The sequence below is a fragment of the Pelomonas sp. CA6 genome (assembly GCF_022549225.1).
In the GTDB taxonomy this organism is placed as follows: Bacteria; Pseudomonadota; Gammaproteobacteria; order Burkholderiales; family Burkholderiaceae_C; genus Roseateles.
Genome location: NZ_JAKZFD010000001.1, coordinates 455,247 through 476,089, shown reverse-complemented (window position 1 = coordinate 476,089; position 20,843 = coordinate 455,247). Strand labels below are relative to the sequence as shown.

At 68.4% G+C, this 20,843-nt stretch carries 17 protein-coding genes; 8 read left to right on the top strand and 9 right to left on the bottom strand.

The window, feature by feature from the left end:
- Positions 1-21 precede the first annotated feature (21 nt).
- On the bottom strand, positions 22-1,044 hold the full coding sequence (locus LZ017_RS02175; protein WP_241298402.1) for a porin: 1,023 nt from the start codon (positions 1,042-1,044) through the stop codon (positions 22-24).
- Between the two features lie 160 nt (positions 1,045-1,204).
- Here LZ017_RS02175 and LZ017_RS02170 point away from each other — a divergent pair, with 160 nt between their 5' ends.
- The 8 genes from LZ017_RS02170 to LZ017_RS02135 all read left to right on the top strand — a co-directional run bounded on the left by LZ017_RS02170 (position 1,205) and on the right by LZ017_RS02135 (position 11,310).
- The gene (locus tag LZ017_RS02170; protein ID WP_241298701.1) at positions 1,205-1,885 is read left to right on the top strand and encodes a response regulator transcription factor; all 681 of its coding nucleotides are present in this window, start codon (positions 1,205-1,207) and stop codon (positions 1,883-1,885) included.
- Positions 1,885-3,294 carry a sensor histidine kinase gene (locus LZ017_RS02165; RefSeq protein ID WP_241298401.1) on the top strand — a complete coding sequence of 470 codons (1,410 nt, stop codon included), beginning with the start codon at positions 1,885-1,887 and terminating at the stop codon, positions 3,292-3,294. The genes LZ017_RS02170 and LZ017_RS02165 overlap by 1 nt, the downstream gene beginning before the upstream one ends.
- A gap of 31 nt (positions 3,295-3,325) precedes the next feature.
- Complete coding sequence (locus LZ017_RS02160) at positions 3,326-3,781, top strand: RNA-binding S4 domain-containing protein (RefSeq protein WP_241298400.1); 456 nt, start codon at positions 3,326-3,328, stop codon at positions 3,779-3,781.
- A 151-nt stretch (positions 3,782-3,932) separates the two neighbouring features.
- Positions 3,933-4,457, top strand: a complete 525-nt coding sequence (gene grpE, locus LZ017_RS02155; protein WP_241298399.1) for a nucleotide exchange factor GrpE — start codon at positions 3,933-3,935, stop codon at positions 4,455-4,457.
- An 87-nt stretch (positions 4,458-4,544) separates the two neighbouring features.
- Entirely contained in the window at positions 4,545-6,503 is a 1,959-nt protein-coding gene (gene dnaK / locus LZ017_RS02150) for a molecular chaperone DnaK (RefSeq protein WP_241298398.1), read from the top strand.
- A 102-nt stretch (positions 6,504-6,605) separates the two neighbouring features.
- Positions 6,606-7,763 (top strand): molecular chaperone DnaJ, encoded by a 1,158-nt coding sequence (gene dnaJ / locus LZ017_RS02145; protein WP_241298397.1) that lies wholly within the window; start codon positions 6,606-6,608, stop codon positions 7,761-7,763.
- Between the two features lie 149 nt (positions 7,764-7,912).
- Entirely contained in the window at positions 7,913-9,532 is a 1,620-nt protein-coding gene (locus tag LZ017_RS02140; RefSeq protein WP_241298396.1) for a response regulator, read from the top strand.
- Between the two features lie 104 nt (positions 9,533-9,636).
- A complete protein-coding gene (locus tag LZ017_RS02135) occupies positions 9,637-11,310 on the top strand; it encodes a phosphoethanolamine--lipid A transferase (RefSeq protein ID WP_241298395.1) in 1,674 nt (557 codons plus the stop codon).
- A 277-nt stretch (positions 11,311-11,587) separates the two neighbouring features.
- Here LZ017_RS02135 and LZ017_RS02130 read toward each other — a convergent pair whose 3' ends face one another.
- The 8 genes from LZ017_RS02130 to ppsA all read right to left on the bottom strand — a co-directional run bounded on the left by LZ017_RS02130 (position 11,588) and on the right by ppsA (position 20,762).
- Positions 11,588-12,718, bottom strand: a complete 1,131-nt coding sequence (locus LZ017_RS02130) for a PA0069 family radical SAM protein (protein WP_241298394.1) — start codon at positions 12,716-12,718, stop codon at positions 11,588-11,590.
- A gap of 81 nt (positions 12,719-12,799) precedes the next feature.
- On the bottom strand, positions 12,800-14,221 hold the full coding sequence (dnaB, locus tag LZ017_RS02125; protein ID WP_241298393.1) for a replicative DNA helicase: 1,422 nt from the start codon (positions 14,219-14,221) through the stop codon (positions 12,800-12,802).
- 179 nt (positions 14,222-14,400) lie between these two features.
- Positions 14,401-14,853, bottom strand: coding sequence for a 50S ribosomal protein L9 (gene rplI, locus LZ017_RS02120; RefSeq protein WP_241298392.1), 453 nt, complete (start codon positions 14,851-14,853; stop codon positions 14,401-14,403).
- 13 nt (positions 14,854-14,866) lie between these two features.
- Positions 14,867-15,157 carry a 30S ribosomal protein S18 gene (gene rpsR / locus LZ017_RS02115; RefSeq protein ID WP_241298391.1) on the bottom strand — a complete coding sequence of 97 codons (291 nt, stop codon included), beginning with the start codon at positions 15,155-15,157 and terminating at the stop codon, positions 14,867-14,869.
- Between the two features lie 56 nt (positions 15,158-15,213).
- Positions 15,214-15,498 carry a primosomal replication protein N gene (priB, locus tag LZ017_RS02110; RefSeq protein ID WP_241298390.1) on the bottom strand — a complete coding sequence of 95 codons (285 nt, stop codon included), beginning with the start codon at positions 15,496-15,498 and terminating at the stop codon, positions 15,214-15,216.
- Positions 15,499-15,567: 69 nt separating this feature from the next.
- Entirely contained in the window at positions 15,568-15,930 is a 363-nt protein-coding gene (rpsF, locus tag LZ017_RS02105) for a 30S ribosomal protein S6 (protein WP_241298389.1), read from the bottom strand.
- 212 nt (positions 15,931-16,142) lie between these two features.
- Entirely contained in the window at positions 16,143-18,224 is a 2,082-nt protein-coding gene (locus tag LZ017_RS02100) for a sodium:solute symporter family protein (RefSeq protein ID WP_241298388.1), read from the bottom strand.
- A gap of 138 nt (positions 18,225-18,362) precedes the next feature.
- Positions 18,363-20,762, bottom strand: a complete 2,400-nt coding sequence (gene ppsA, locus LZ017_RS02095; protein WP_241298387.1) for a phosphoenolpyruvate synthase — start codon at positions 20,760-20,762, stop codon at positions 18,363-18,365.
- Positions 20,763-20,843: the final 81 nt, after the last annotated feature.

Here is a 20,843-nt window from a genome sequence, read left to right as displayed (position 1 = left end):
GGGCCTCCTGTGTCTGAACGGTCAGAACGAATGGTAGAGGCCCAGTTCCAGCCCCTGCGAGCTTTCGCCCGGCGCCACCGCCGAGCCTCCGGGAATCAGGAACTGCCCCTGCGCGCTGTTGCTGACGCGCGAGGCAGTGGCGTAAAGCGCGCTGCGCTTGGAGAGGTCATGGCGGTAGCCGATCGCCAGCATGCGGCCGGTGTTGTTCACGCCGGTGTCGCTGAGCTTGGCCTGGGTGTAGCTGGCGCGCACCGTGCCGTTGCCTATCGCGTAGAGGACACCCAGCACCCCGTTGGTCTGCTTGCGCGTCTGCTGTTTGCTGACGTGGTACAGCGCCATCAGCTGGACCGCGCCGAGCCGGTAGCTGGCGCCGATGTTGCCGACCTTGAACTTGTCGCCGGCCGCGGTGTTCACCGTCTGCGAGACGGCCGCGGCCAGGTCCAGCGCACCCTCGGCGTAGCCCAAGCGCAGGCCCTCGTACTTGCCGGTGCTGCCCTCGCCGGCCGCCAGCATGGCCTGGCCATAGACGCCGCCCAGGCCGCCGGGCAGGAAATAGCCCACCGAGTTGTCGGAGCGGATCACGGTCTTGGCCGTCGCGGACTTGCCCTCGAAGCCGTAGACCAGGTTGCTGGCCGCGCCCACGCCATTGGTGCCGAAGGGATTGAAGCGGCTGATGTTCCAGAAGGTGGGCGTGTAGTCGCGGCCCAGGCGCAGCTCGCCCAGTTCCTTGCTCGCCAGGCTGAGCGTAGCGCGGCGGCGGAAGTCGAAGCCCGCGCCAGTGTCCGGGCCGATCGCCCCTTCGAGGTGGAAGCTGGCGCTGAGCCCGCCACCCAGGTCCTCGCTGCCGCGAAAGCCCAGCCGGCTGGTCTGCAGGCCATCAATGCTCTGCAGCGACAGACGCTTGCTGCCGTTCTTCAGCGACTGCACGCCGACGTCCACGACGCCGAACAGCGTGACGCTGGATTGCGCCGCGGCCGGGCCCGCGAAGGCGGCCAGCAGCAGGGCCAGGGCCGCTGCCGGCGGCGGGGTGTGCTTGAGGCTCATGCTTGTCTCCTTGATGGGTGCCCCGGTCCACGATGTCGGTTCGGCCGGCGCTGGCTGCGCATGCTGCGCAGCCGGGCTGTCAAACCGCTGTCCGTTCCCACAGGGTTAACCTGAACTCGGCGCGCGGCACGCTGTCCCCGACACTGCCGCCATGCCGCCCATCACCCTGCTGTTCATCGAGGACAACGCCGCGCTGCAGACCACGCTGCGGCGCAGCTTCGAACGCCGCGGCATCCATGTCAGCGGCTGCGTCGAGGGCCTGCCGGCGCTGGAGCGCTGGCGCGCGAGCCCGCCCGACGTGGTGCTGCTGGACCTGTCGCTGCCCGACCTGGACGGGCTGGAGCTGCTGACGCAGGCCCGGGCCCATGGCCTGGAGACCCCGGTGATCATCCTCACCGCGCGCGGCACCGTGGGCGACCGCATCCTCGGCCTGAACATCGGCGCCGACGACTACCTGCCCAAGCCCTTCGACCTCGACGAACTGGAGGCCCGCCTGCGCGCGCTGGCGCGCCGCAGCCGTGGCAGCGCGGCCACGGCACCGGAGCCCGAGCCGGTGTTCTGCGGCCTGCGCGCCGACCCGTCCAGCGGTGCGGTCTACCACCTGGGCCTGCCGCTGGAGCTGCCGCCGCGTGAGGCCGCGCTGCTGCGCGCGCTGCTGGCCCGACCCGGCCAGGCGCTGAGCAAGGAGCGGCTGACCGAGCTGGTCTTCGGCGACACGCTGGAGGTCCAGCCCGACGCCGTGGAGGTGGTGGCCTACCGCCTGCGCAAGAAACTGCCGCCGATGAGCGCCCGGCTCGTCACGCTGCGCGGCCTGGGCTACCTGCTGAAGGCACCCGACTGATGGCGCGCACGCCCTGGCCCGCATCCATGCGCAGCCGGCTGCTGCTGGGCATCCTGCTGCCGGTGGGGCTACTGGTCGCGGCCAACGCCTACCGCCTCTACCACGACGCGCTGCTGGCCATCGACACCGCCTACGACCGCACGCTGCTGGCCTCGGCCAAGACCATCGGCGAGCGCCTGCAGGTGGCCGGCGCGCCCGACGCGGTGCATCTGGTGGCCGACGTGCCCTATTCGGCGCTGGAAGCCTTCGAGGCCGACAACCGCAGCCGCATGTACTACCGGGTCAATGGCTTCGACGGCCGGCTGGTCTCCGGCTTCGCCGACCTGCCTGTCTGGCGCGGCCGGCTGCCCGATCGCAGCAGCTATGCCGCCCTCGTCCACTTCTACGACGAGCGCTATCGCGGCGCGCCGGTGCGTGTGGCGGTGCTGCTGCAGCCGGTCACCGGGCAGGCCGGCATGGGGCTGGCCACCATCCAGGTGGCCGAGACCCTGGAGCTGCGCAGCACGCTGGCGCGCCAGGTGCTGCTGGCCACGCTGTGGCGCCAGGCGGTGCTGCTGGGCGTGATCGGCATCGTCGTGTGGCTGGTCGTGCAGCTGGCCACGCGGCCGGTGCGCGAGCTCAGCCGCAACATCGCCGCCCGCGATGCCGACGACGTCGCGCCCATCGAGCCGCCGCCCGGCACGCCGGTGGAGCTGGCCCCGCTGATCGCCGCGATCAACGAGGCCTGGAACCGCCAGGCCGGCCTGCTGAGCCACCAGAAGCGCTTCGTGCGCGACTGCTCGCACCAGCTGCGCACGCCGCTGGCGGTGCTCAAGGCCCAGGTGCAGTCGGCGCAGCGCGGCGACGTGCCGCCCGCGCAGGCGCTGGCCGAGATCGGCCAGACCGTGGACGGCGCCACCCTGCTGACCAACCAGATGCTGGCGCTGGCCAAGGTGGAGCAGCTGCGCCAGCAGCGCGACCCGCCGGTGCTGGACCTGGCCCAGACCGTGCGCGACGTGGCGCTGGACCTGGCCCCGCTGATCGCCGACGCCGGGCTGGACTTCGAGCTGAGCACCCAGCCGGCGCCGGTCTGCGGCCATGCCTGGGCCCTGCGCGAGCTGGTGCGCAACCTGCTGCACAACGCGCTCAAGCACAGCCCGCCCGGCGGCCGGCTGGACCTGGGGCTGGAGCGCCAGGCGGACCGGGTGGTACTGCGCGTCAGCGACAGCGGCCCCGGCATCCCGGACAGCCTGCGCCCGCGGCTGATGCAGCCCTTCACCAGCCACGGCCAGAGCGGTGGCGCCGGGCTGGGCCTGGCGATCTGCCGCGAGATCGTCGATTCGCTGGGCGGGCGCCTCGAGCTGAACAACCGCGTCGAAGGCGGGCGCGTGCGCGGGCTGGACGCGGTGCTCACCCTGCCCTGCGCCTAGGCGCGGGCCGGGCTTGGAGGACAATCCGCCGATGGCAAGACAAGACAGGACGGCCGGCCGGCCGGCGGCCGCTGAAACGGGCGACGAGGGCCTGCGTCTGGACAAATGGCTGTGGGCGGCGCGCTTTTACAAGACCCGCTCGCTGGCCGTCGAGGAAATCGGCAAGGGGCGCGTCAGCGTCAACGACCAGGCCGCCCGCGCGTCGCGCGAGCTGCGCGTGGGTGACCGCGTGCGGCTGCGCCAGGGCGCGGTGGAACGCGAGGTCTGGGTGCGCGGCCTCAGTGCCGTGCGCGGCCCGGCGCCGGTGGCCCAGCAGCTCTATGAGGAAACCCCGGCCAGCCTCGCGGCCGGCGAGCGCGCCCGCGAGGCTCGCCGCCTGGCGCCCGAGCCGGCGGCCACCATCACCCAGGGCCGGCCCACCAAGCAAGACCGCCGCCGCCTGGCCGACTGGAACCGCTGGAGCGCCGAGTTGGACGAACCGAGCTGAGCCGCACACCTGGGTTTCCCCGGAAAACCCCTGGTTTTCGCTGCTTCTTTTTCTCAAAAATCCCTCTTGAAGCCTCGGCTTCTGCCCCCAGATGCCCCGCATCGCATTTCCTTGGCTCCGAGCCTGGAGTCGTCATCGAACGCAGACCACCATGAGCACCGACCCTGTTCAGCCCGATCCGCAAACGCCTGAGACCGCCCAGACCGAGGCGCCCCAGCAGGACCTGTCGGCCAAGCTGGCCGAGACCGAGGCCCGCCTGGCCGAGATGTCCGATGCCTATCTGCGCGCCAAGGCGGAAGCCGAGAACATCCGCCGCCGCGCCGAGGAGGAAGTCAGCAAGTCGCGCAAGTTCGCGATCGAGAGCTTTGCCGAGGCCATGCTGCCCGTGATGGACAGCATGGAGGCGGCCATCGCCCGCCCCGACGCCAGCGTGGAGCAGGTGCTGGAGGGCGTGCACGCCACGCGCCGCCAGCTGCTCCAGGCCCTGGAGCGCAACAAGGTGATGGAGATCAATCCGGCCGCCGGCGCCAAGTTCGACCCGCACCAGCACCAGGCCATCTCCATGGTGCCCGCCGAGCAGGAGGCCAACACCGTGGTCACCGTGCTGCAGAAGGGCTACGCCCTCGCCGAGCGCGTGCTGCGTCCGGCTCTGGTGACGGTGGCCGCACCGAAATAAACCCGACCTGTTCGCGGCCTCTTGAAACGCCGCGATCGATCCGCATCTCGCACAGCAACGAAACAGATTCTCCGCAGGAGCAAGAACATGGGAAAGATCATCGGTATTGACCTGGGCACCACGAACTCGTGCGTGGCCGTGATGGAAGGCAACAGCACCCGCGTCATCGAGAACGCCGAAGGTGCGCGCACCACTCCGTCCATCATTGCCTATCAGGAAGACGGCGAGATCCTGGTCGGCGCCTCGGCCAAGCGCCAGGCGGTCACCAACCCGAAGAACACGATCTATGCCTCCAAGCGCCTGATCGGTCGCAAGTTCACCGAGAAGGAAGTGCAGAAGGACATCGACCTGATGCCCTACACCATCACCGCCGCCGACAACGGCGACGCATGGATCGAGGTGCGCGGCAAGAAGCTGGCGCCGCCGCAGGTCAGCGCCGAGGTGCTGCGCAAGATGAAGAAGACCGCCGAGGACTATCTCGGCGAGGAAGTGACCGAAGCCGTGATCACGGTGCCGGCCTACTTCAACGACGCCCAGCGCCAGGCCACCAAGGATGCCGGCCGCATCGCCGGCCTGGACGTCAAGCGCATCATCAACGAACCCACCGCGGCGGCCCTGGCTTTCGGCCTGGACAAGCATGGCAAGGGTGACCGCAAGATCGCCGTGTTCGACCTGGGCGGCGGCACCTTCGACATCTCCATCATCGAAATCGCCGACGTGGACGGCGAGAAGCAGTTCGAGGTGCTGTCGACCAACGGCGACACCTTCCTGGGCGGCGAAGACTTCGACCAGCGCATCATCGACTACATCATTGCCGAGTTCAAAAAGGAACAAGGCGTCGACCTGACCAAGGACGTGCTGGCGCTGCAGCGCCTGAAGGAAGCCGCCGAGAAGGCCAAGATCGAGCTGTCCAACTCCTCGCAGACCGACATCAACCTGCCCTACATCACCGCCGATGCCTCGGGTCCCAAGCACCTGAACATCAAGCTGACCCGAGCCAAGCTGGAAGCCCTGGTGGAAGAGCTGATCGAGCGCACCATCGAGCCCTGCCGCATCGCGATCAAGGATGCCGGCGTGAAGACCAGCGAGATCGACGACGTGATCCTGGTCGGCGGCATGACCCGCATGCCCAAGGTGCAGGAGAAGGTCAAGGAGTTCTTCGGCAAGGAGCCGCGCAAGGACGTGAACCCGGATGAGGCCGTCGCCGTCGGCGCCGCCGTGCAGGGTCAGGTCTTGTCCGGCGACCGCAAGGACGTGCTGCTGCTGGACGTCACCCCGCTGTCCCTGGGCATCGAGACCCTGGGCGGCGTGATGACGAAGATGATCAAGAAGAACACGACCATCCCGACCAAGTTCAGCCAGACCTTCTCCACCGCGGACGACAACCAGCCGGCCGTGACCATCAAGGTCTACCAGGGCGAGCGCGAGCTGGCGCAGGCCAACAAGAGCCTGGGCGAGTTCAACCTGGAAGGCATCCCGCCGGCGCCGCGCGGCCTGCCGCAGATCGAGGTCACCTTCGACATCGACGCCAACGGCATCCTGCACGTGAGCGCCAAGGACAAGGGCACCGGCAAGGAGAACAAGATCACCATCAAGGCAAACTCCGGCCTGTCCGAGGCCGAGATCGAAAAGATGGTGAAGGACGCCGAGGCCAACGCCGCCGAGGACAAGAAGAAGGTTGAGCTGGTGCAGGCCAAGAACCAGGCCGACGGTCTGGTGCACTCGGTGCGCAAGTCCCTCACCGAGCACGGCGACAAGCTGGAGGCCGGCGAGAAGGACAAGATCGAGGCCGCGATCAAGGACCTCGAAGAAGCCATCAAGGGCGACGACAAGGCCGCGATCGACGCTAAGACCGAGGCGCTGATGACGTCCAGCCAGAAGCTGGGCGAGAAGATGTACGCCGACGCTCAGGCGGCCCAGGCCGCGGCCGGCGCCGCAGGTGCCGCCGCCGCGGGCGAGCAGCCCCAGGCCCAGCCGTCCGCCAGCAAGCCGGCGGACGACAACGTCGTCGACGCCGAGTTCAAGGAAGTCAAGGACAGCAAGTAAGCACAGGGGCCGGGCCCGGCTCAACGCCGGGCCCGTCACGCCGCCGCGCAGGTGCCCCGGGCGCCTTGCGCGGCGCTGTGTTTCAGATGCAAGGGATGCCCGATGGCAAAGCGTGACTATTACGAAGTTCTCGGCGTGGCCAAGAACGCCAGCGAAGAGGACATCAAGAAGGCCTATCGCAAGCTGGCGATGAAGTACCACCCCGACCGCAACCAGGGCGAGGGTGCGAAGGCGGCGGAAGAGCAGTTCAAGGAGGCCAAGGAGGCCTACGAAATGCTCACCGACGCGCAGAAGCGCGCGGCCTACGACCAGTACGGCCACGCCGGCGTTGACCCCAACATGGGCGCGGGCGGCTTCCGTGGCGGCGCCGGCGCCGAGGGCTTTGGCGGCTTTGCCGAGGCCTTTGGCGACATCTTCGGCGACATCTTCGGAGGCGCCGGCGGTGGAGGTGGCGGCCGGCGCGGCGGACAGCAGGTCTACCGCGGCTCGGACCTCTCCTACGCGATGGAGATCACGCTGGAAGAGGCGGCGCGCGGCAAGGAAACGCAGATCCGCATCCCCTCCTGGGAGTCCTGCGAAACCTGCAGCGGCACCGGCGCAAAACCTGGCACCAGCGCGAAGAGCTGTGGCTCCTGCGGTGGCTCGGGCACGGTGCACATGCGCCAGGGCTTCTTCAGCATCCAGCAGACCTGCCCGCACTGCCATGGCAGCGGCAAGATCATTCCTGACCCCTGCACCACCTGCAACGGCGCCGGCAAGCTGAAGAAGGCCAAGACGCTGGAGGTCAAGATCCCCGCCGGCATCAACGAGGGCATGCGCATCCGTTCGGCCGGCAACGGCGAGCCGGGCGTCAACGGCGGGCCGCCCGGCGATCTCTACATCGAGATCCGCATCAAGCAGCACGACATCTTCGAGCGCGATGGCGACGATCTGCACTGCACCATGCCGGTCTCCATGACCACGGCGGCGCTGGGTGGCACGATCGAGGTGCCCACGCTGGGCGGCAAGGCCGAGATTGAGCTGCCCGAGGGCACGCAGCATGGCAAGACCTTCCGCCTGCGCGGCAAGGGCATCAAGGGCGTTCGCTCCAGCTATCCGGGCGACCTGTACTGCCACATCGCGATCGAGACGCCGGTCAAGCTGACCGAGCACCAGCGCAAGCTGCTCAAGGAGCTGGACCGCTCGTTGCGCGAAGGCGGCGAGCGCCACTCGCCCAGCGCCAAGAGCTGGACCGACCGGGTGAAGGATTTGTTCAAATAAATCCCGCCTTCGGGCAAATCCTGTCTACAGTTCGCACACTTTCCGGCCGATAGTCCGGGGGTGAGCCGCTGTAAGCCAAACCGGGACCCGCTGCCGCCCTTACCGGGCTGCGCGGGTCCTTGTCTTTGGCGCGGCCGCGGAGCCCGCGCATGCGTTCGCTAGATACCTCGATCAACAGCGCCAGTGCGCTGGTCATCGACGGCAACGCCACCTCGCGCAGCCTGATGAGCGCGCAGCTGCGCGAACTGGGCGTGGGCCAGGTGCGCCAGGCCACCCGCGTCAAGGACGCGCGCGTGATCCTGGAGACCCAACCCTACGACATCGTGCTGTGCGACTACCACTTCGACGGCACCGACATGTCCGGCCAGGATCTGCTGGACGAACTGCGCCGCGAGCAGTTGCTGCCCTATTCGACCGTCTTCGTGATGGTCACTGGCGAAGCCTCCTACGCCAAGGTCGCCGAGGCCGCCGAGGCGGCGCTGGATGCCTATCTGGTCAAGCCCTACACCAGCGCGGCGCTGGCCGAGCGGCTGTCCAGCGCGAGACGGCGCAAGCGCGAGCTGAAGGACATCTTCGACGCGGTCGAGGACAAGGACTTCGTCCGCGCGGCCGAGCTGTGCATGCAGCGCTTCGAGGCGCGCGCGCCCTATTGGCTCTACGCCGCGCGCATTGGCGCCGAACTGCTGCTGCGCCTGGAGCGCCATGACGAGGCGCGCCGGCTCTACGAAGCCATCATCGCGGCGCGCACCGTGCCCTGGGCACGGCTGGGCGTGGCACGCACCGAAGTGGCGGGCGGCAACCTGCCCGCCGCGCGGCGCACGCTGGAAACCCTGATCGGCGAGATGCCCGAGCAGGCCGACTCCTACGACCTGATGGGCCGCGTGCAGATGGAGCAGGGTGAGATCGACGCCGCGCTGCAGACCTACCGCACCGCGGTGAAGCTCACGCCCGGCTGCTTGCTGCGCCAACAGCATTGCGGCACCCTGGCCTTCTACAGCGGAGACCGCAGCGAGGCGCTGACGCTGCTGGAACGGGCGCTGGCCCAGGGGCTGCGCTCCAAGCTCTTCGACTGGCTCAGCCTGGCGCTGATCGCGCTGATGCGTTTCGACAAGCGCGACGGCAAGGGCCTGAAGTACGCCCAGGACGCGCTCGCGCAGGCCCTGATCCGCAACCCCAAGAATGACAGGCTGCAACGCCTGGACCTGCTGCTGCGCGCATTGCGCCTGCTGCAGGAACGCAGGACCACCGATGCGCTGCAGCTGGCACGCGAGGACGCGGCGCTGCTGCAGCAGGATGACGTCGACCTCGAAGCCGCCAGCCTGCTGATCGCGCTGTGGGTGCGGCTGGCGCGGCAAGGCATCGAGCGCGCCGAGATGGATGCAGTGATGAGCACCGTGGGGCTGCGCTTCTGCGCGTCCAAGTCCGCCACCGAGGTGTTGGTGGCGATGGCGGAAGACGACGAAGCCGCGGTGCTGCGCCTGCGCGAGGCCCACGCGCACATCGCCAACGTCGCCGAGACGGCGATGCGCCACGCCATGCGTGGCGACGCGCGCGTCGCCGTGCAACTGCTGCTGGAGCATGGCGGCCAGACCCGCAATGCCAAGCTGATCGACCTCGCGTCCCTGGTCCTGAAACGCCACCACGATAAGATCGCCGACCAGCACGCGCTGCTGGAGCAGATCGAGCGGCTGCAGCAGCGCTACGTGCAGCGCAGCGGCCAAGGTTTGCGCGCCGCGCGTGCTGCTGGCGCGATGGTGATGCGCGGCTGAGCCTCGGTGCCCCGGCGCCGGAGGGCCGGGCGCCCTCACTCGCTTCAGCTTGACTTCAGCCCCTCGGGCTACAAGACAGCCCCCTCTGCCCCAGACCCGAACCGATGCGAGACCTCCGGACAGCTCTTCAGCCACGCGCCGCGCGCTTCTCCCCGCTCAACCTCGCCTGGATCGCGGCCCTGTGGATGGGCACCGTCGGCAACTGGCCGCTGTGGCAGCGCATGCTGGGCATGAGCGAATTCGCCGAGCCCAAGGGCAGGCTCTTCGTGCTGGTGTTCGCCGCCATCGTCTGCGCGTTGCTGGGCGCGCTGGCGAGCCTGCTGGCATGGCGGCCGGTGGTCAAGCCGGCGCTCACCGCGATGCTGCTGATAACCGCCGTGCTGGCGCATTTCATGGGCAGCTATGGGGTGGTGATCGACGCCACCATGATCACGAATGCGCTGCAGACCGACGTCCGCGAGACCCGGGACCTGCTGGGCCTGCGCATGGTGGCGAGCGTGCTGGTGATCGCGGCGCTGCCGGCCTGGTGGCTGTGGCGCCAGCCGCTGAAGGACAGCAGCTGGGCGCGGCGCATCTCATGGAACCTGGGCGGCCTGGTGCTGGGCCTGATCGCGGCCGTGCTGCTGGCGCTGACCAGCTTTGCCGACCTGTCCTCGACCATGCGCAACCACAAGTCCCTGCGCTACATGATCAGCCCGGTGAATGCGCTGTGGGGCGTGGGCGTGGTGGCCGCGGAATCGCAGCGCAAGCCCAAGGGCCCGCCCGAGGCCATCGGCCTGGACGCCAAGCTGGCGCCCCGCGCCGAGGGCGCGAAGCCGCCACTGGTGATGCTGGTGGTCGGGGAGACGGCGCGCGCGGCCAACTTCTCGCTCAACGGCTATGCCAAGCCCACCAACCCGGAGCTGGCCAAGCTGCCGGTGCTGAGCTTCCGCAATGTCAGCTCCTGCGGCACCAGCACCGCTGCGTCGCTGCCCTGCATGTTCTCGCCGCTGGGTCGCGAGGTCTACACCGACCTCAAGCCGCACCAGGAAAGCCTGATGGACGTGCTGCAGCGTGCCGGGCTGGCCGTGCTGTGGCTGGACAACCAGTCCGGCTGCAAAGGCATCTGCGACCGCGTGCCCAACGCCCAGGCCATCAACCCCGCGCGAGCCGATCACCCGCTGCCGCAGGGGCTGTGCGGCGCCGATGGCGAGTGCCTGGACGAGGCCCTGCTGCATGACCTGGAAGCCCGCATCGCGCAACTGGACCCGCAGCGCGTCGCGCGGGGCGTCGTGCTGGTGCTCCACCAGATGGGCAGCCATGGCCCGGCCTACTACAAGCGCACGCCGCCGGATCGAAAGCCCTTTCAGCCGGAGTGCCGCAGCAACGCGCTGCAGCAATGCCCGGTGGACGAGGTGCGCAACGCCTACGACAACACCATCGCCTACACCGACCGCGTGCTGGCCAGCGCGGTGCGCTGGCTGGAGACCCAGCAGGACCGCTTCGCGCCCAGCCTGGCCTATGTCTCCGACCATGGGGAGTCCTTGGGCGAGAAGAACCTCTTCCTGCACGGCATGCCCTACTCCGTGGCGCCGCAGGAGCAGAAGCATGTGCCTATGGTCCTCTGGTTGCCCGAAGCCAGCAGCCGCGCCGCCGGCGTGGACCGTGCCTGCCTGGCACAGCGGCTGGACACGCCGCTGTCGCACGACGGCCTGTTCCACACCGTGCTGAGCCTGGCCGGCGTGCAGACCCAGCTGTACCGCAAGGATTGGGATTGGGTGGGGGCTTGCAGGATTTGAGTGCCCGGGAGTGTGTGGCCCCCCCGCCCAAGGAATACCTTGGGCGGCCCCCCGCGGGGGCGCCGATACGGGCGGCATGGAGCCGCCCGTATCGGCAGGTGGGCCGGCTTGGGGCGGCCCGGCGCTCGGCCCCGAATACCGCCGATGCTCGCGGCGTCGAGCCGCAAGCATCGGCAGACGTCTTGGCAGCGAGCCCAGTGTGGAACCCAGCCGTACCCGGCGGGCTCTGCGCAGCGCGCAAACAGTCAATCCAAGCCTTCCCCGCCTCCCACACCCACTAAAACAAATCCCCCTGCCCCGCCATCCCAACCGGCCGTCTAAACCCGCTGTAGTCCATGGAGCGCCGCTCCCGCAGCAGCCCCAACCGCTGGCAGGCCTTGCGCATGCGCTGGCGCAGCAGGTCCGCCCACAGCCCTTCGCCGCGCATGCGGCTGCCAAAGCGGGGGTCGTTGTCGCGCCCACCGCGCATGTCGCGCAGCCGGGCCATCACGCGTTCGGCGCGCTCCGGGTAGTGCTGCCGCAGCCAGTCCAGGAACAGCGGGCGAACCTCCCAGGGCAGGCGCAGCGGGATGCTGAAAGCGCTGCTGGCGCCAGCGTCGGCCGCCGCCTCCAGGATGCGCTCCAGCTCAGGCTCGTTGAGAAACGGAATCACCGGCGACACGCTGACACCCACCGGCACGCCGGCCTCGGACAGCGTGCGCAGGGTCTGCAGCCGGCGCTGCGGCGACGCGGCGCGCGGTTCCAGCAAGCGGGCCAGCTGCGGGTCCAGCGTCGTGATCGACACATAGACGGCGAACTGCCCGCGGGCGGCCATGGGCGCGAGCAGGTCCAGGTCGCGCTCCACGCCGCTGGACTTGGTGACCAGTGAAAAGGGATGCTGAGCCTCGGCCAGCACCTCGACGATGCCGCGTGTGATGCGCAAGCGCCGCTCCACTGGCTGGTAGGCATCGGTCGCGGTCCCCAGGCACAGCGCCAGCGGCAGGTAGGACGGGCTCGCCAAGGTCTCGCGCAGGCGTTGCGCGGCATTGACCTTGGCGATGATGCGGGTCTCGAAGTCCAACCCCGGCGACAGGTTCAGATAGCTGTGCGTGGGCCGGGCGAAGCAGTAGATGCAGCCATGCTCGCAGCCGCGGTAGGGATTGATGGAGAGATCGAAGCCGATGTCCGGCGATTCATTGCCGCTCAGGATGCGCCCCGCCTGCTCCTCGATGATCTGGGTGCGCGGCGGCAGGGTTTCTTCGGCGGCCTGCTGGTCCAGGTTGCCCCAGCCGTCGTCGAACTGCTCGCGCTCGCGCGTCTCGAAGCGGTGGGCGATGGCCCAGGCCGTGCCCCGGCCTTTCAGCGGAGCGCCCGGCAGGAGCGGAGCGTCCGGAGCGGGCGCGGCGTCGGAGGAATGGGGCGTCTTCATACTGTTTATTTATACAGCATGCCTTGACCTCCGCCAAGCGCCTGCGACGAACGGATGCGCGCGGCCGTCGGCCCCGAACGATCAGTACTCGTCGCCGCCGCCGGTGTAGCCGGGCGCCAGATTCTCGAACTTCGTGTTCTGGCGCTGGAAAGCCAGCTTCACAGTGCCGACCGGGCCGTTACGCTGCTTGGCGATGATGATCTCGGCGACGCCCGGTTCCTTGCACTCTTCCTTGGTGTAGTACTCGTCGCGGTAAATGAACATGATGATGTCGGCATCCTGCTCGATGGCACCGGATTCGCGCAGGTCGGACATCATGGGCCGCTTGTCGGGCCGCGTTTCCACCGAGCGGTTCAGCTGCGACAGGGCGATCACCGGGCAGCGCAATTCCTTGGCCAGGGCTTTCAAACCACGCGAGATCTCGCCCACCACGGTGGCGCGGTTCTCCTCGCTGCCGCCGCCGTTGCCACTCATCAGCTGCAGGTAGTCGATGATGATCAGGCCCAGCTGGCCGCAGATGCGCGCCTGGCGGCGCGCACGCGCACGCACTTCGCTGGGCGAGAGGCCCGGGCTCTCGTCGATGAAGATGGGGGCATTGCCCAGCTTGTCCACCGCCTCGGCCAGGCGGCTCCATTCGTCGTCCTTGAGCCGGCCGGTGCGCAGATGGCTCTGGTCGATGCGGCCGATAGAGCCCACCATACGCAGCGCCAGCTGGGCGGCGCCCATTTCCATCGAGTAGATGACGACCGGCAGGCCTTCGTTGATCGCGACGGCCTCGCCGATGTTGATCGCGAAGGCCGTCTTGCCCATGGAGGGCCGGGCCGCGAGGATGATCAGGTCGCCGCGCTGCAGGCCGGCGGTCATGCGGTCCAGGTCGTAGAAGCCGGTGCGCACGCCGGTCACATCCTCGGCGCCGTTCTCCGCCAGCTCGTTGACGCGGTCCATCAGCTCGACCATCAGCCGGTCCATGCTCTGGAAGCCCTGGCCGCTGCGCGTGCCCTCCTCGCCGATGCGGAAGATCTTGCCTTCGGCCTCGTCCAGGATCTCGTTGACCGCCCGGCCCTGCGGGTTCAGCGCCGCGGTGGAGATTTCATCCGAGGTCTGAACCAGCTTGCGCAGGATGGCGCGCTCGCGAACGATCTCGGCGTAGCGGCGCAGGTTGCCGGCGCTGGGCACGCTCTGCGCGAGCGCGTTCAGATAGGCCAGGCCGCCGCACTCTTCCGCCTTGCCCAGCGAGGTCAGCTCCTCGTAGACGGTCACCACGTCGGCCGGCTTGCCGGCGTTCACCAGCTTACCAACGGCCGCGTAGATCTGCTTGTGCTCGTAGCGGTAGAAGTCGCCCTCGGAGAGCAGATCGGCGGCCTTATCCCAGGCCGAGTTGTCGATCAGCAGGCCGCCGAGCACGCTCTGCTCGGCCTCGACCGAGTTGGGCGGCACCCGCAGGCGCGCCACCTCGTCGTCGCGGGGAGTGCCGGGGGGATTGGAGGAGAAGATCGCGGACATGTGGACAAGTCTGTGGGCAAGCTTGGGATGGGCACTGGACAACTGTCGGGCCCAGAAAGCCGAAAGCCGACGGCTTTGCAGCCGTCGGCTTTCGAGCATAGTGGCAGCCCTTGCGGGCGGCGGCTATGCGGGAAATCCAGCCTGGTTCGCAGACCGGATCTCCGATGTCGGGCGGGCGATTACTCGGCCTCGGCCACGACCTGGACGTGCAGGTCCACGACCACGTCGGTGTGCAGGGCCACCGACACGGTGAACTCGCCCACGGCCTTCAGCGGGCCATTGGGCAGGCGCACCTGGGCCTTCACGACCTCGAAGCCGGCCTTCACCAGGGCTTCGGCGATGTCGGCGTTGGTCACGGAACCGAACAGGCGGCCGTCCACGCCAGCCTTCTGGCTGATGGTGACGGTCTTGCCGTTCAGCTTCTCGCCCTGGGTCTGGGCGGCGGCCAGCTTCTCGGCGGCGGCCTTTTCCAGTTCGGCGCGCTTGGCTTCGAATTCCTTGATGGCGGCCTCGGTGGCGCGACGGGCGCGGCGGGTCGGGATCAGGAAGTTGCGGGCGTAGCCGTCCTTGACCTTGACCACGTCACCCAGGTTGCCGAGGTTGGCCACCTTTTCAAGCAGGATCACTTGCATGGTGTCTAACTCCTCAAACCTTGTGCTGGTCGCTGTACGGCAGCAGGGCCAGGAAGCGGGCGCGCTTGATCGCGACCGACAGCTGGCGCTGGTAGAACGCGCGCGTGCCGGTCAGGCGGGCGGGCACGATCTTGCCGTTTTCGCTGACGAAGTCGCGCAGCGTGTCGACGTCCTTGTAGTCGATGGACTCGACGCCGGCCACGGTGAAGCGGCAGAAGCGCTTGCGGCGGAACAGCAGCGATTGTTGGTTGCGCTTGGGCTTGCGGTCCTTGGAGAACCGACCTTTACCACGTGCGGGGGGCATATTGACCTCTTTGAATCTATCCGGATTGAACGATGCGAGCCTGCGCTGCGTCTGCCTCAGGTCTTGAGCCGGGTGATGTGGAACACCGTTCCCCGACCCTGGCGCTGTGCCGACAGAAAGCCTTTGAAGAAGGCCTGACTGCCCAGCCCCAGCGCCTGCACCTGCTTGGCCATGTCGCCGATCGCCACCGCCTTCAGTTCCAGCGCCACCTTGCGGAGGCTGCCGGCTTCTTCCACCTGGGACTCATGCATGAGCATCAGGTCCAGGGCCGGCAAGCCGGCGGGGGTGTAGCGGATCGGGGCCATTTCCAGCACCTGCGCCTGCAACACCAGCTGGTTCATGCAGACGCGTGGAGAACTGGCAGGTAAGACTCTTTCGCGAACGCTTGGCGGTTGGCTCGCGCCAGCCGATTAGGCGGACGCTTCCTGAGGCGCCTTGCGGGCCTCTTCGCGCTCGACAGCCTTCATCATCACCGAGGGGGCGGTCTCCGCCTTGTCCTTGGCAACGGTCAGGTGACGCAGCACGGCGTCGTTGAAGCGGAAGCCGGTTTCCAGCTCAGCCAGGACTTCCTTGCTGCACTCGATGTTCAGGCACAGATAGTGCGCCTTCGCGAGCTTCTGGATCATGTAGGCCAGCTGACGGCGGCCCCAGTCTTCCACACGATGCACCTTGCCACCACCGTTGGTGACCAGGCCCTTGTAGCGCTCCAGCATGGCCGGAACCTGTTCGCTTTGATCCGGATGGATCAGCAGAACGATCTCGTAATGACGCATAAACACTCCTTATGGATTTCAACGACCTTCAGCCCTTGGCCGCCTCCCTGGATCCAGGAAAACGACGCCAGCCCCCAGCCTGAAAGCCGGCCCCATGCGTCTGGCTTGCGGACATGGCCTCGGATGAGGCATGCCCTAAGCCCTGGGTCCGGCAAGGGAAAGCCCGCGATTGTAGCGCAGTCGCGCCACATTGACCAGGGATGCGGCCGCGCTCAGCGTCCGTCGGGGCTGCGCAGGCGTTGCACCAGCGCCGTGGCGGCGGCACTGGGCCGAGGTGTCGACAGGCTGACCACCACCAGCGCCAGCACGCCAGCGGGCACGCCGAACACCGCGGCCGAGATCGGCTGTATGCCCCACCACAGCTGCGGCGGCCCGGACAGGCCCAGCATCTGGCGCAACGCCGGGTGGGCCGTGACCATGTAGTAGATCGTCACGCCCAGGCCCGTCAGCATCGCCGCCAGCGCCCCCGGCCGATTGGCGCGCGACCAGAACACGCCACCGACCAGCGCCGGCACGAAGGTGGCGCCCGCCAGCGAGAAAGCGGCGGACACCAGGAAGAGGATGTCCGCCGGCTTCTGCGCCGCCACCGCAGCGGCGGTCAGCGCCATCGCCAGCAGCAGGGCCTTGGAGATGGTGACGCGTTTGGTCGTGCTGGCCCGCGGGTTGATCACCCGGTAGTAGAGGTCGTGGGACAGCGCGCTGGAAATGGTCAGCAGCAGCCCGTCGGCCGTGGACAGCGCGGCCGCCAGGCCGCCGGCCGCCACCATGCCCGACACCACATAGGGCAGCCCGGACAGCTCGGGCGCCAGCAGCATGATGATGTCGCCGCTGAGGCGCAGCTCGCCGAGCTGCAGCACGCCGTCACCGTTGAGGTCGCTCACCGCGATCAGCCCCGGGTCCACGCGCGCCCATTGGCGTATCCAGCTGGGCAGATCGTCGATGGGCGTGCCCACCAGTTGGTTGAAGACCTCGAACTTGAGCATCACCGCCAGCGCCGGCGCGGTGATGTACAGGGCCGAGATGAACAGCAGCGACCAGGTCACCGACGAGCGCGCCTGCGCGACGTTGGGTGTCGTGTAGTAGCGCGTCAGGATATGCGGCAGGCCGGCGGTGCCCACCATCAGGCACAGCACCAGCGCGAGGAAGTTGCGCCGCGACAGCTCGAAGGCCTCACGTTCCTCGGCACTGCCCTGCGGATCGCCGGCGAAAGCCTGGGCGTGACGGGGCATGCCGGACAGCTCCTTCGCCCGTTCGCTGTCCTGGGTCATCTCGCGCCCCCAGCGGTCCACCGCGTCGGCCTCGGTGCGCGGGAGTGCGGAGCGGCGCTTCTCGGCCGCCTGGATCTCGGCCAGCGGTGCGTCCTTGGCGCGCAGCAGCGCGACCTCCTGCGAGGCGCGCAGGCGCTCCTCGGCCAGCGCCTGGGGCACGCGCGCGAGGCGGTCCTCCGCCTCGCTGGCCCGGTGCGCATAGATGTGACGCACCTCCAGCTCGGCCTTGTCGGCGATCAGCTGGTCCTCGCGCAGCGTGATGGCCTGGACCTGCTGCCCATAGCTGAAATGCGGCAGCACAAAGCCGGTCTGCTTGGCCGACAGCCACAGCACCGGCACTAGGTAGGCGAGGATCATGATGATGTACTGCGCCACCTGGGTCCAGGTCACCGCCCGCATGCCGCCCAGGAAGGAGCACACCAGCACGCCCCCCAGACCGACGAACACGCCGATCTCGAAGCTCAGCCCCGTCAGCCGCGTCGTGATCAGCCCGACACCATAGATCTGCGCCACGACGTAGACGAAGGACACCAGCACCGTCGCCACCGCGGCCAGCAGGCGGATGTCGCGTCCACCATAGCGCTCGCCGAAGAAATCGGCGACCGTGAAGCCGCCGAAGCGGCGCAGATAAGGCGCCAGGAAGAGCGCGACCAGCACGAAGCCGCCGGTCCAGCCCAGCACGAAGGCCAGCCCCCCGTAGCCGGACAGATAGAGGCTGCCCGCCAGCCCCAGGAACGACGCCGCGCTCATCCAATCGGCGCTGGCGGCCATGCCGTTGTAGAAGGCCGGCACGCGGCGCCCGGCCACGTAGTACTCCTCCGGGTCGGTCGTGCGGCTCAGGATGCCGATGCCGGCATACACCCCCACCGTGACGGCCAGGAAGGAGAAGCCGATCCAGCGCTTGGGCAGGCCCCAGTACTCCAGCACGGCCAGCACCAGCACCAGCACCGCGAACCCCAGCGTGTAGCCGAGGTAGATGCGGTCCAGGCGTTGGCGGAACCTGGCGGTAGGAAGAGGGCTGGACATAGCTCGGATGATGCGCCGCCTCCGCACGGCGCGCATCGCGGATGACCCGCGCCGGGGGCGCCTGGCGGCGGCACCCCCGGACACCCGGCGCGATGGCAGCGCGCCGGGGTCAACGCCATCCGGCGGCGAAGAGCCGCCTCAGCGGGCGGCCAGTCGCTGCCAGGTCTCGATCACCGTGTCGGGGTTCAGCGAGATGGAGACGATGCCTTCCTGTGCCAGCCAGTCGGCGAAGTCCGGATGGTCGCTGGGGCCCTGACCGCAGATGCCGATGTACTTGCCGGTGGCACGGCAGGCGGTGATCGCGCGCGAAATCAGCGCCTTCACGGCCGGATCGCGCTCGTCGAAATCGCCGGAGAGCTGCTCCAGGCCCGAATCCCGGTCCAGGCCCAGCGTCAGCTGGGTCAGGTCGTTGGAGCCGATGGACATGCCGTCGAAATGCTCCAGGAACTGCTCGGCCAGGATGGCGTTGCTGGGCACCTCGCACATCATGATCACGCGCAGCCCGTCGACGCCGCGCTTGAGCCCGCGCTCGGCCAGCATGCCGACCACGCGCTCGGCCTGGCGCACGGTGCGCACGAAGGGCACCATGATCTCGACGTTGCTCATGCCCATGTCGTTACGCACGCGTTTGAGAGCCTCGCACTCCATCGCAAAGGCGTCGGAGAACTCGCCGCTGATGTAGCGCGACGCGCCGCGGAAGCCCAGCATGGGGTTCTCTTCGTCCGGCTCGTAGCGCGACCCACCGATCAGCTTGCGGTACTCGTTGCTCTTGAAGTCGGACAGGCGCACGATCACCGGCTTCGGGTAGAAGGCGGCGGCGATGGTGGCGATGCCCTCGGCCAGCTTGTCCACGTAGAAGGCGCGCGGCGAGGCGTGGCCGCGGGCGACCGACTCCACCGCCTTCTTCAGGTCGGCGTCGACGTTCGGATAGTCCAGGATGGCCTTGGGATGGACGCCGATGTTGTTGTTGATGATGAACTCGAGGCGGGCCAAGCCCACGCCGCTGCTGGGCATCTGCGCGAAGTTGAAGGCCAGCTGCGGATTGCCGACGTTCATCATGATCTTCACCGGGCAGTACGGCAGCTCGCCGCGATGCACCTCGGTGACCTCGGTTTCCAGCAGGCCGTCGTAGATGTGGCCGGTGTCGCCCTCGGAGCAGGCCACCGTGACCAGCTGGCCGTCCTTCAGCGTCTCGGTCGCGTCGCCGCAGCCGACCACCGCCGGGATGCCCAGCTCGCGCGCGATGATGGCGGCGTGGCAGGTGCGGCCGCCGCGGTTGGTGACGATGGCGCTGGCGCGCTTCATCACCGGCTCCCAGTTCGGGTCCGTCATGTCGGTGACCAGCACGTCACCGGGCTGCACGCGCTCCATCTCGGCGATGCTGTGGACCAGGCGCACCGGGCCGGTGCCGATCTTCTGCCCGATCGCGCGCCCCTCGGCCAGCACCGTGCTGTGGCCCTTGAGCTTGAAGTGATGCTCGACCTGGCCTTCGGCCTGGCTCTTCACCGTCTCGGGACGGGCTTGCAGGATGTAGAGCTGGCCGTCGCCGCCGTCCTTGCCCCATTCGATGTCCATCGGACGCCCATAGTGCTGCTCGATGATCAGCGCGTAGCGGGCCAGCTGGATGACTTCCTCGTCGTTCAGCGAATAGCGGTTGCGCTGTTCCGGCTCGGTGTCCTCGGTCCTGACCAGCTTGCCGCTCGCCGCCTTCTCCTCGGGCGTCGCGAAGCTCATCTTGATCAGCTTGGAACCCAGGTTGCGACGAATCAGCGCGAACTTGCCCTTGGTCAGCGCCGGCTTGTGCACGTAGAACTCGTCGGGGTTGACCGCGCCCTGCACCACCGTCTCGCCCAGGCCGTAGCTGGAGGTGATGAAGACCACGTCCTTGAAGCCCGACTCGGTGTCGATGGTGAACATCACGCCGGCCGAACCCAGGTCGGAGCGCACCATGCGCTGCACGCCGGCCGACAGCGCCACCTCGCTGTGGGCAAAGCCCTTGTGCACGCGGTAGCTGATCGCGCGGTCGTTGTAGAGGGAGGCAAAGACCTCCTTCATCTTGTGCAGCACCTGCTCGATGCCGACCACGTTCAGGAAGGTCTCCTGCTGGCCGGCGAAGGAGGCGTCGGGCAGGTCTTCGGCGGTGGCCGACGAGCGCACCGCGAAGGAGGCCGCAGGATTGCCGGCGGTCAGGCGCGCGAATTCCTCGCGGATCGCCGCCTCCAGGTCCGCCGGGAAGGGCTGGGCCTCGACCCAGCCGCGGATCTCGGCACCGGCCTCGGCCAACGCGCGCACGTCGTCGGTGTTCAGGCTGGACAGCCGGGCGTGAATGCGCTGGTCCAGTCCCTCGTACTTGAGGAACTCGCGGAAGGCATGCGCCGTGGTGGCGAAGCCCCCGGGCACCCGAACGCCGGACTCGGCCAGCTGGGAGATCATTTCGCCGAGGCTGGCGTTCTTGCCGCCCACGACCTCGACGTCGTCCATCCTCAGTTTCTCGAAGGGTACGACCAGGGCGGCCGCCTCGAAGCGTGCATCAGACATGGGAAAACTCCGTGATGTTGAGAAACCGGGCTTCCCTGCCTGGCCCTGGTCGGCACGACGGCGGCCGATCCACAAAGGGCC

What these genes read in the sequence shown, in the direction of transcription:
- priB (WP_241298390.1), bottom strand. Translation starts at nt 15,498, where the DNA reads ATGAACCAGCTGGTGTTGCAGGCGCAGGTGCTGGAAATGGCCCCGATC.
- LZ017_RS02130 (WP_241298394.1), bottom strand. Translation starts at nt 12,718, where the DNA reads ATGAAGACGCCCCATTCCTCCGACGCCGCGCCCGCTCCGGACGCTCCG.
- ppsA (WP_241298387.1), bottom strand. Translation starts at nt 20,762, where the DNA reads ATGTCTGATGCACGCTTCGAGGCGGCCGCCCTGGTCGTACCCTTCGAG.
- grpE (WP_241298399.1), top strand. Translation starts at nt 3,933, where the DNA reads ATGAGCACCGACCCTGTTCAGCCCGATCCGCAAACGCCTGAGACCGCC.
- LZ017_RS02135 (WP_241298395.1), top strand. Translation starts at nt 9,637, where the DNA reads ATGCGAGACCTCCGGACAGCTCTTCAGCCACGCGCCGCGCGCTTCTCC.
- LZ017_RS02140 (WP_241298396.1), top strand. Translation starts at nt 7,913, where the DNA reads ATGCGTTCGCTAGATACCTCGATCAACAGCGCCAGTGCGCTGGTCATC.
- rpsR (WP_241298391.1), bottom strand. Translation starts at nt 15,157, where the DNA reads ATGCCCCCCGCACGTGGTAAAGGTCGGTTCTCCAAGGACCGCAAGCCC.
- LZ017_RS02165 (WP_241298401.1), top strand. Translation starts at nt 1,885, where the DNA reads ATGGCGCGCACGCCCTGGCCCGCATCCATGCGCAGCCGGCTGCTGCTG.
- LZ017_RS02160 (WP_241298400.1), top strand. Translation starts at nt 3,326, where the DNA reads ATGGCAAGACAAGACAGGACGGCCGGCCGGCCGGCGGCCGCTGAAACG.
- dnaK (WP_241298398.1), top strand. Translation starts at nt 4,545, where the DNA reads ATGGGAAAGATCATCGGTATTGACCTGGGCACCACGAACTCGTGCGTG.
- LZ017_RS02100 (WP_241298388.1), bottom strand. Translation starts at nt 18,224, where the DNA reads ATGTCCAGCCCTCTTCCTACCGCCAGGTTCCGCCAACGCCTGGACCGC.
- dnaJ (WP_241298397.1), top strand. Translation starts at nt 6,606, where the DNA reads ATGGCAAAGCGTGACTATTACGAAGTTCTCGGCGTGGCCAAGAACGCC.
- dnaB (WP_241298393.1), bottom strand. Translation starts at nt 14,221, where the DNA reads ATGTCCGCGATCTTCTCCTCCAATCCCCCCGGCACTCCCCGCGACGAC.
- rplI (WP_241298392.1), bottom strand. Translation starts at nt 14,853, where the DNA reads ATGCAAGTGATCCTGCTTGAAAAGGTGGCCAACCTCGGCAACCTGGGT.
- rpsF (WP_241298389.1), bottom strand. Translation starts at nt 15,930, where the DNA reads ATGCGTCATTACGAGATCGTTCTGCTGATCCATCCGGATCAAAGCGAA.
- LZ017_RS02175 (WP_241298402.1), bottom strand. Translation starts at nt 1,044, where the DNA reads ATGAGCCTCAAGCACACCCCGCCGCCGGCAGCGGCCCTGGCCCTGCTG.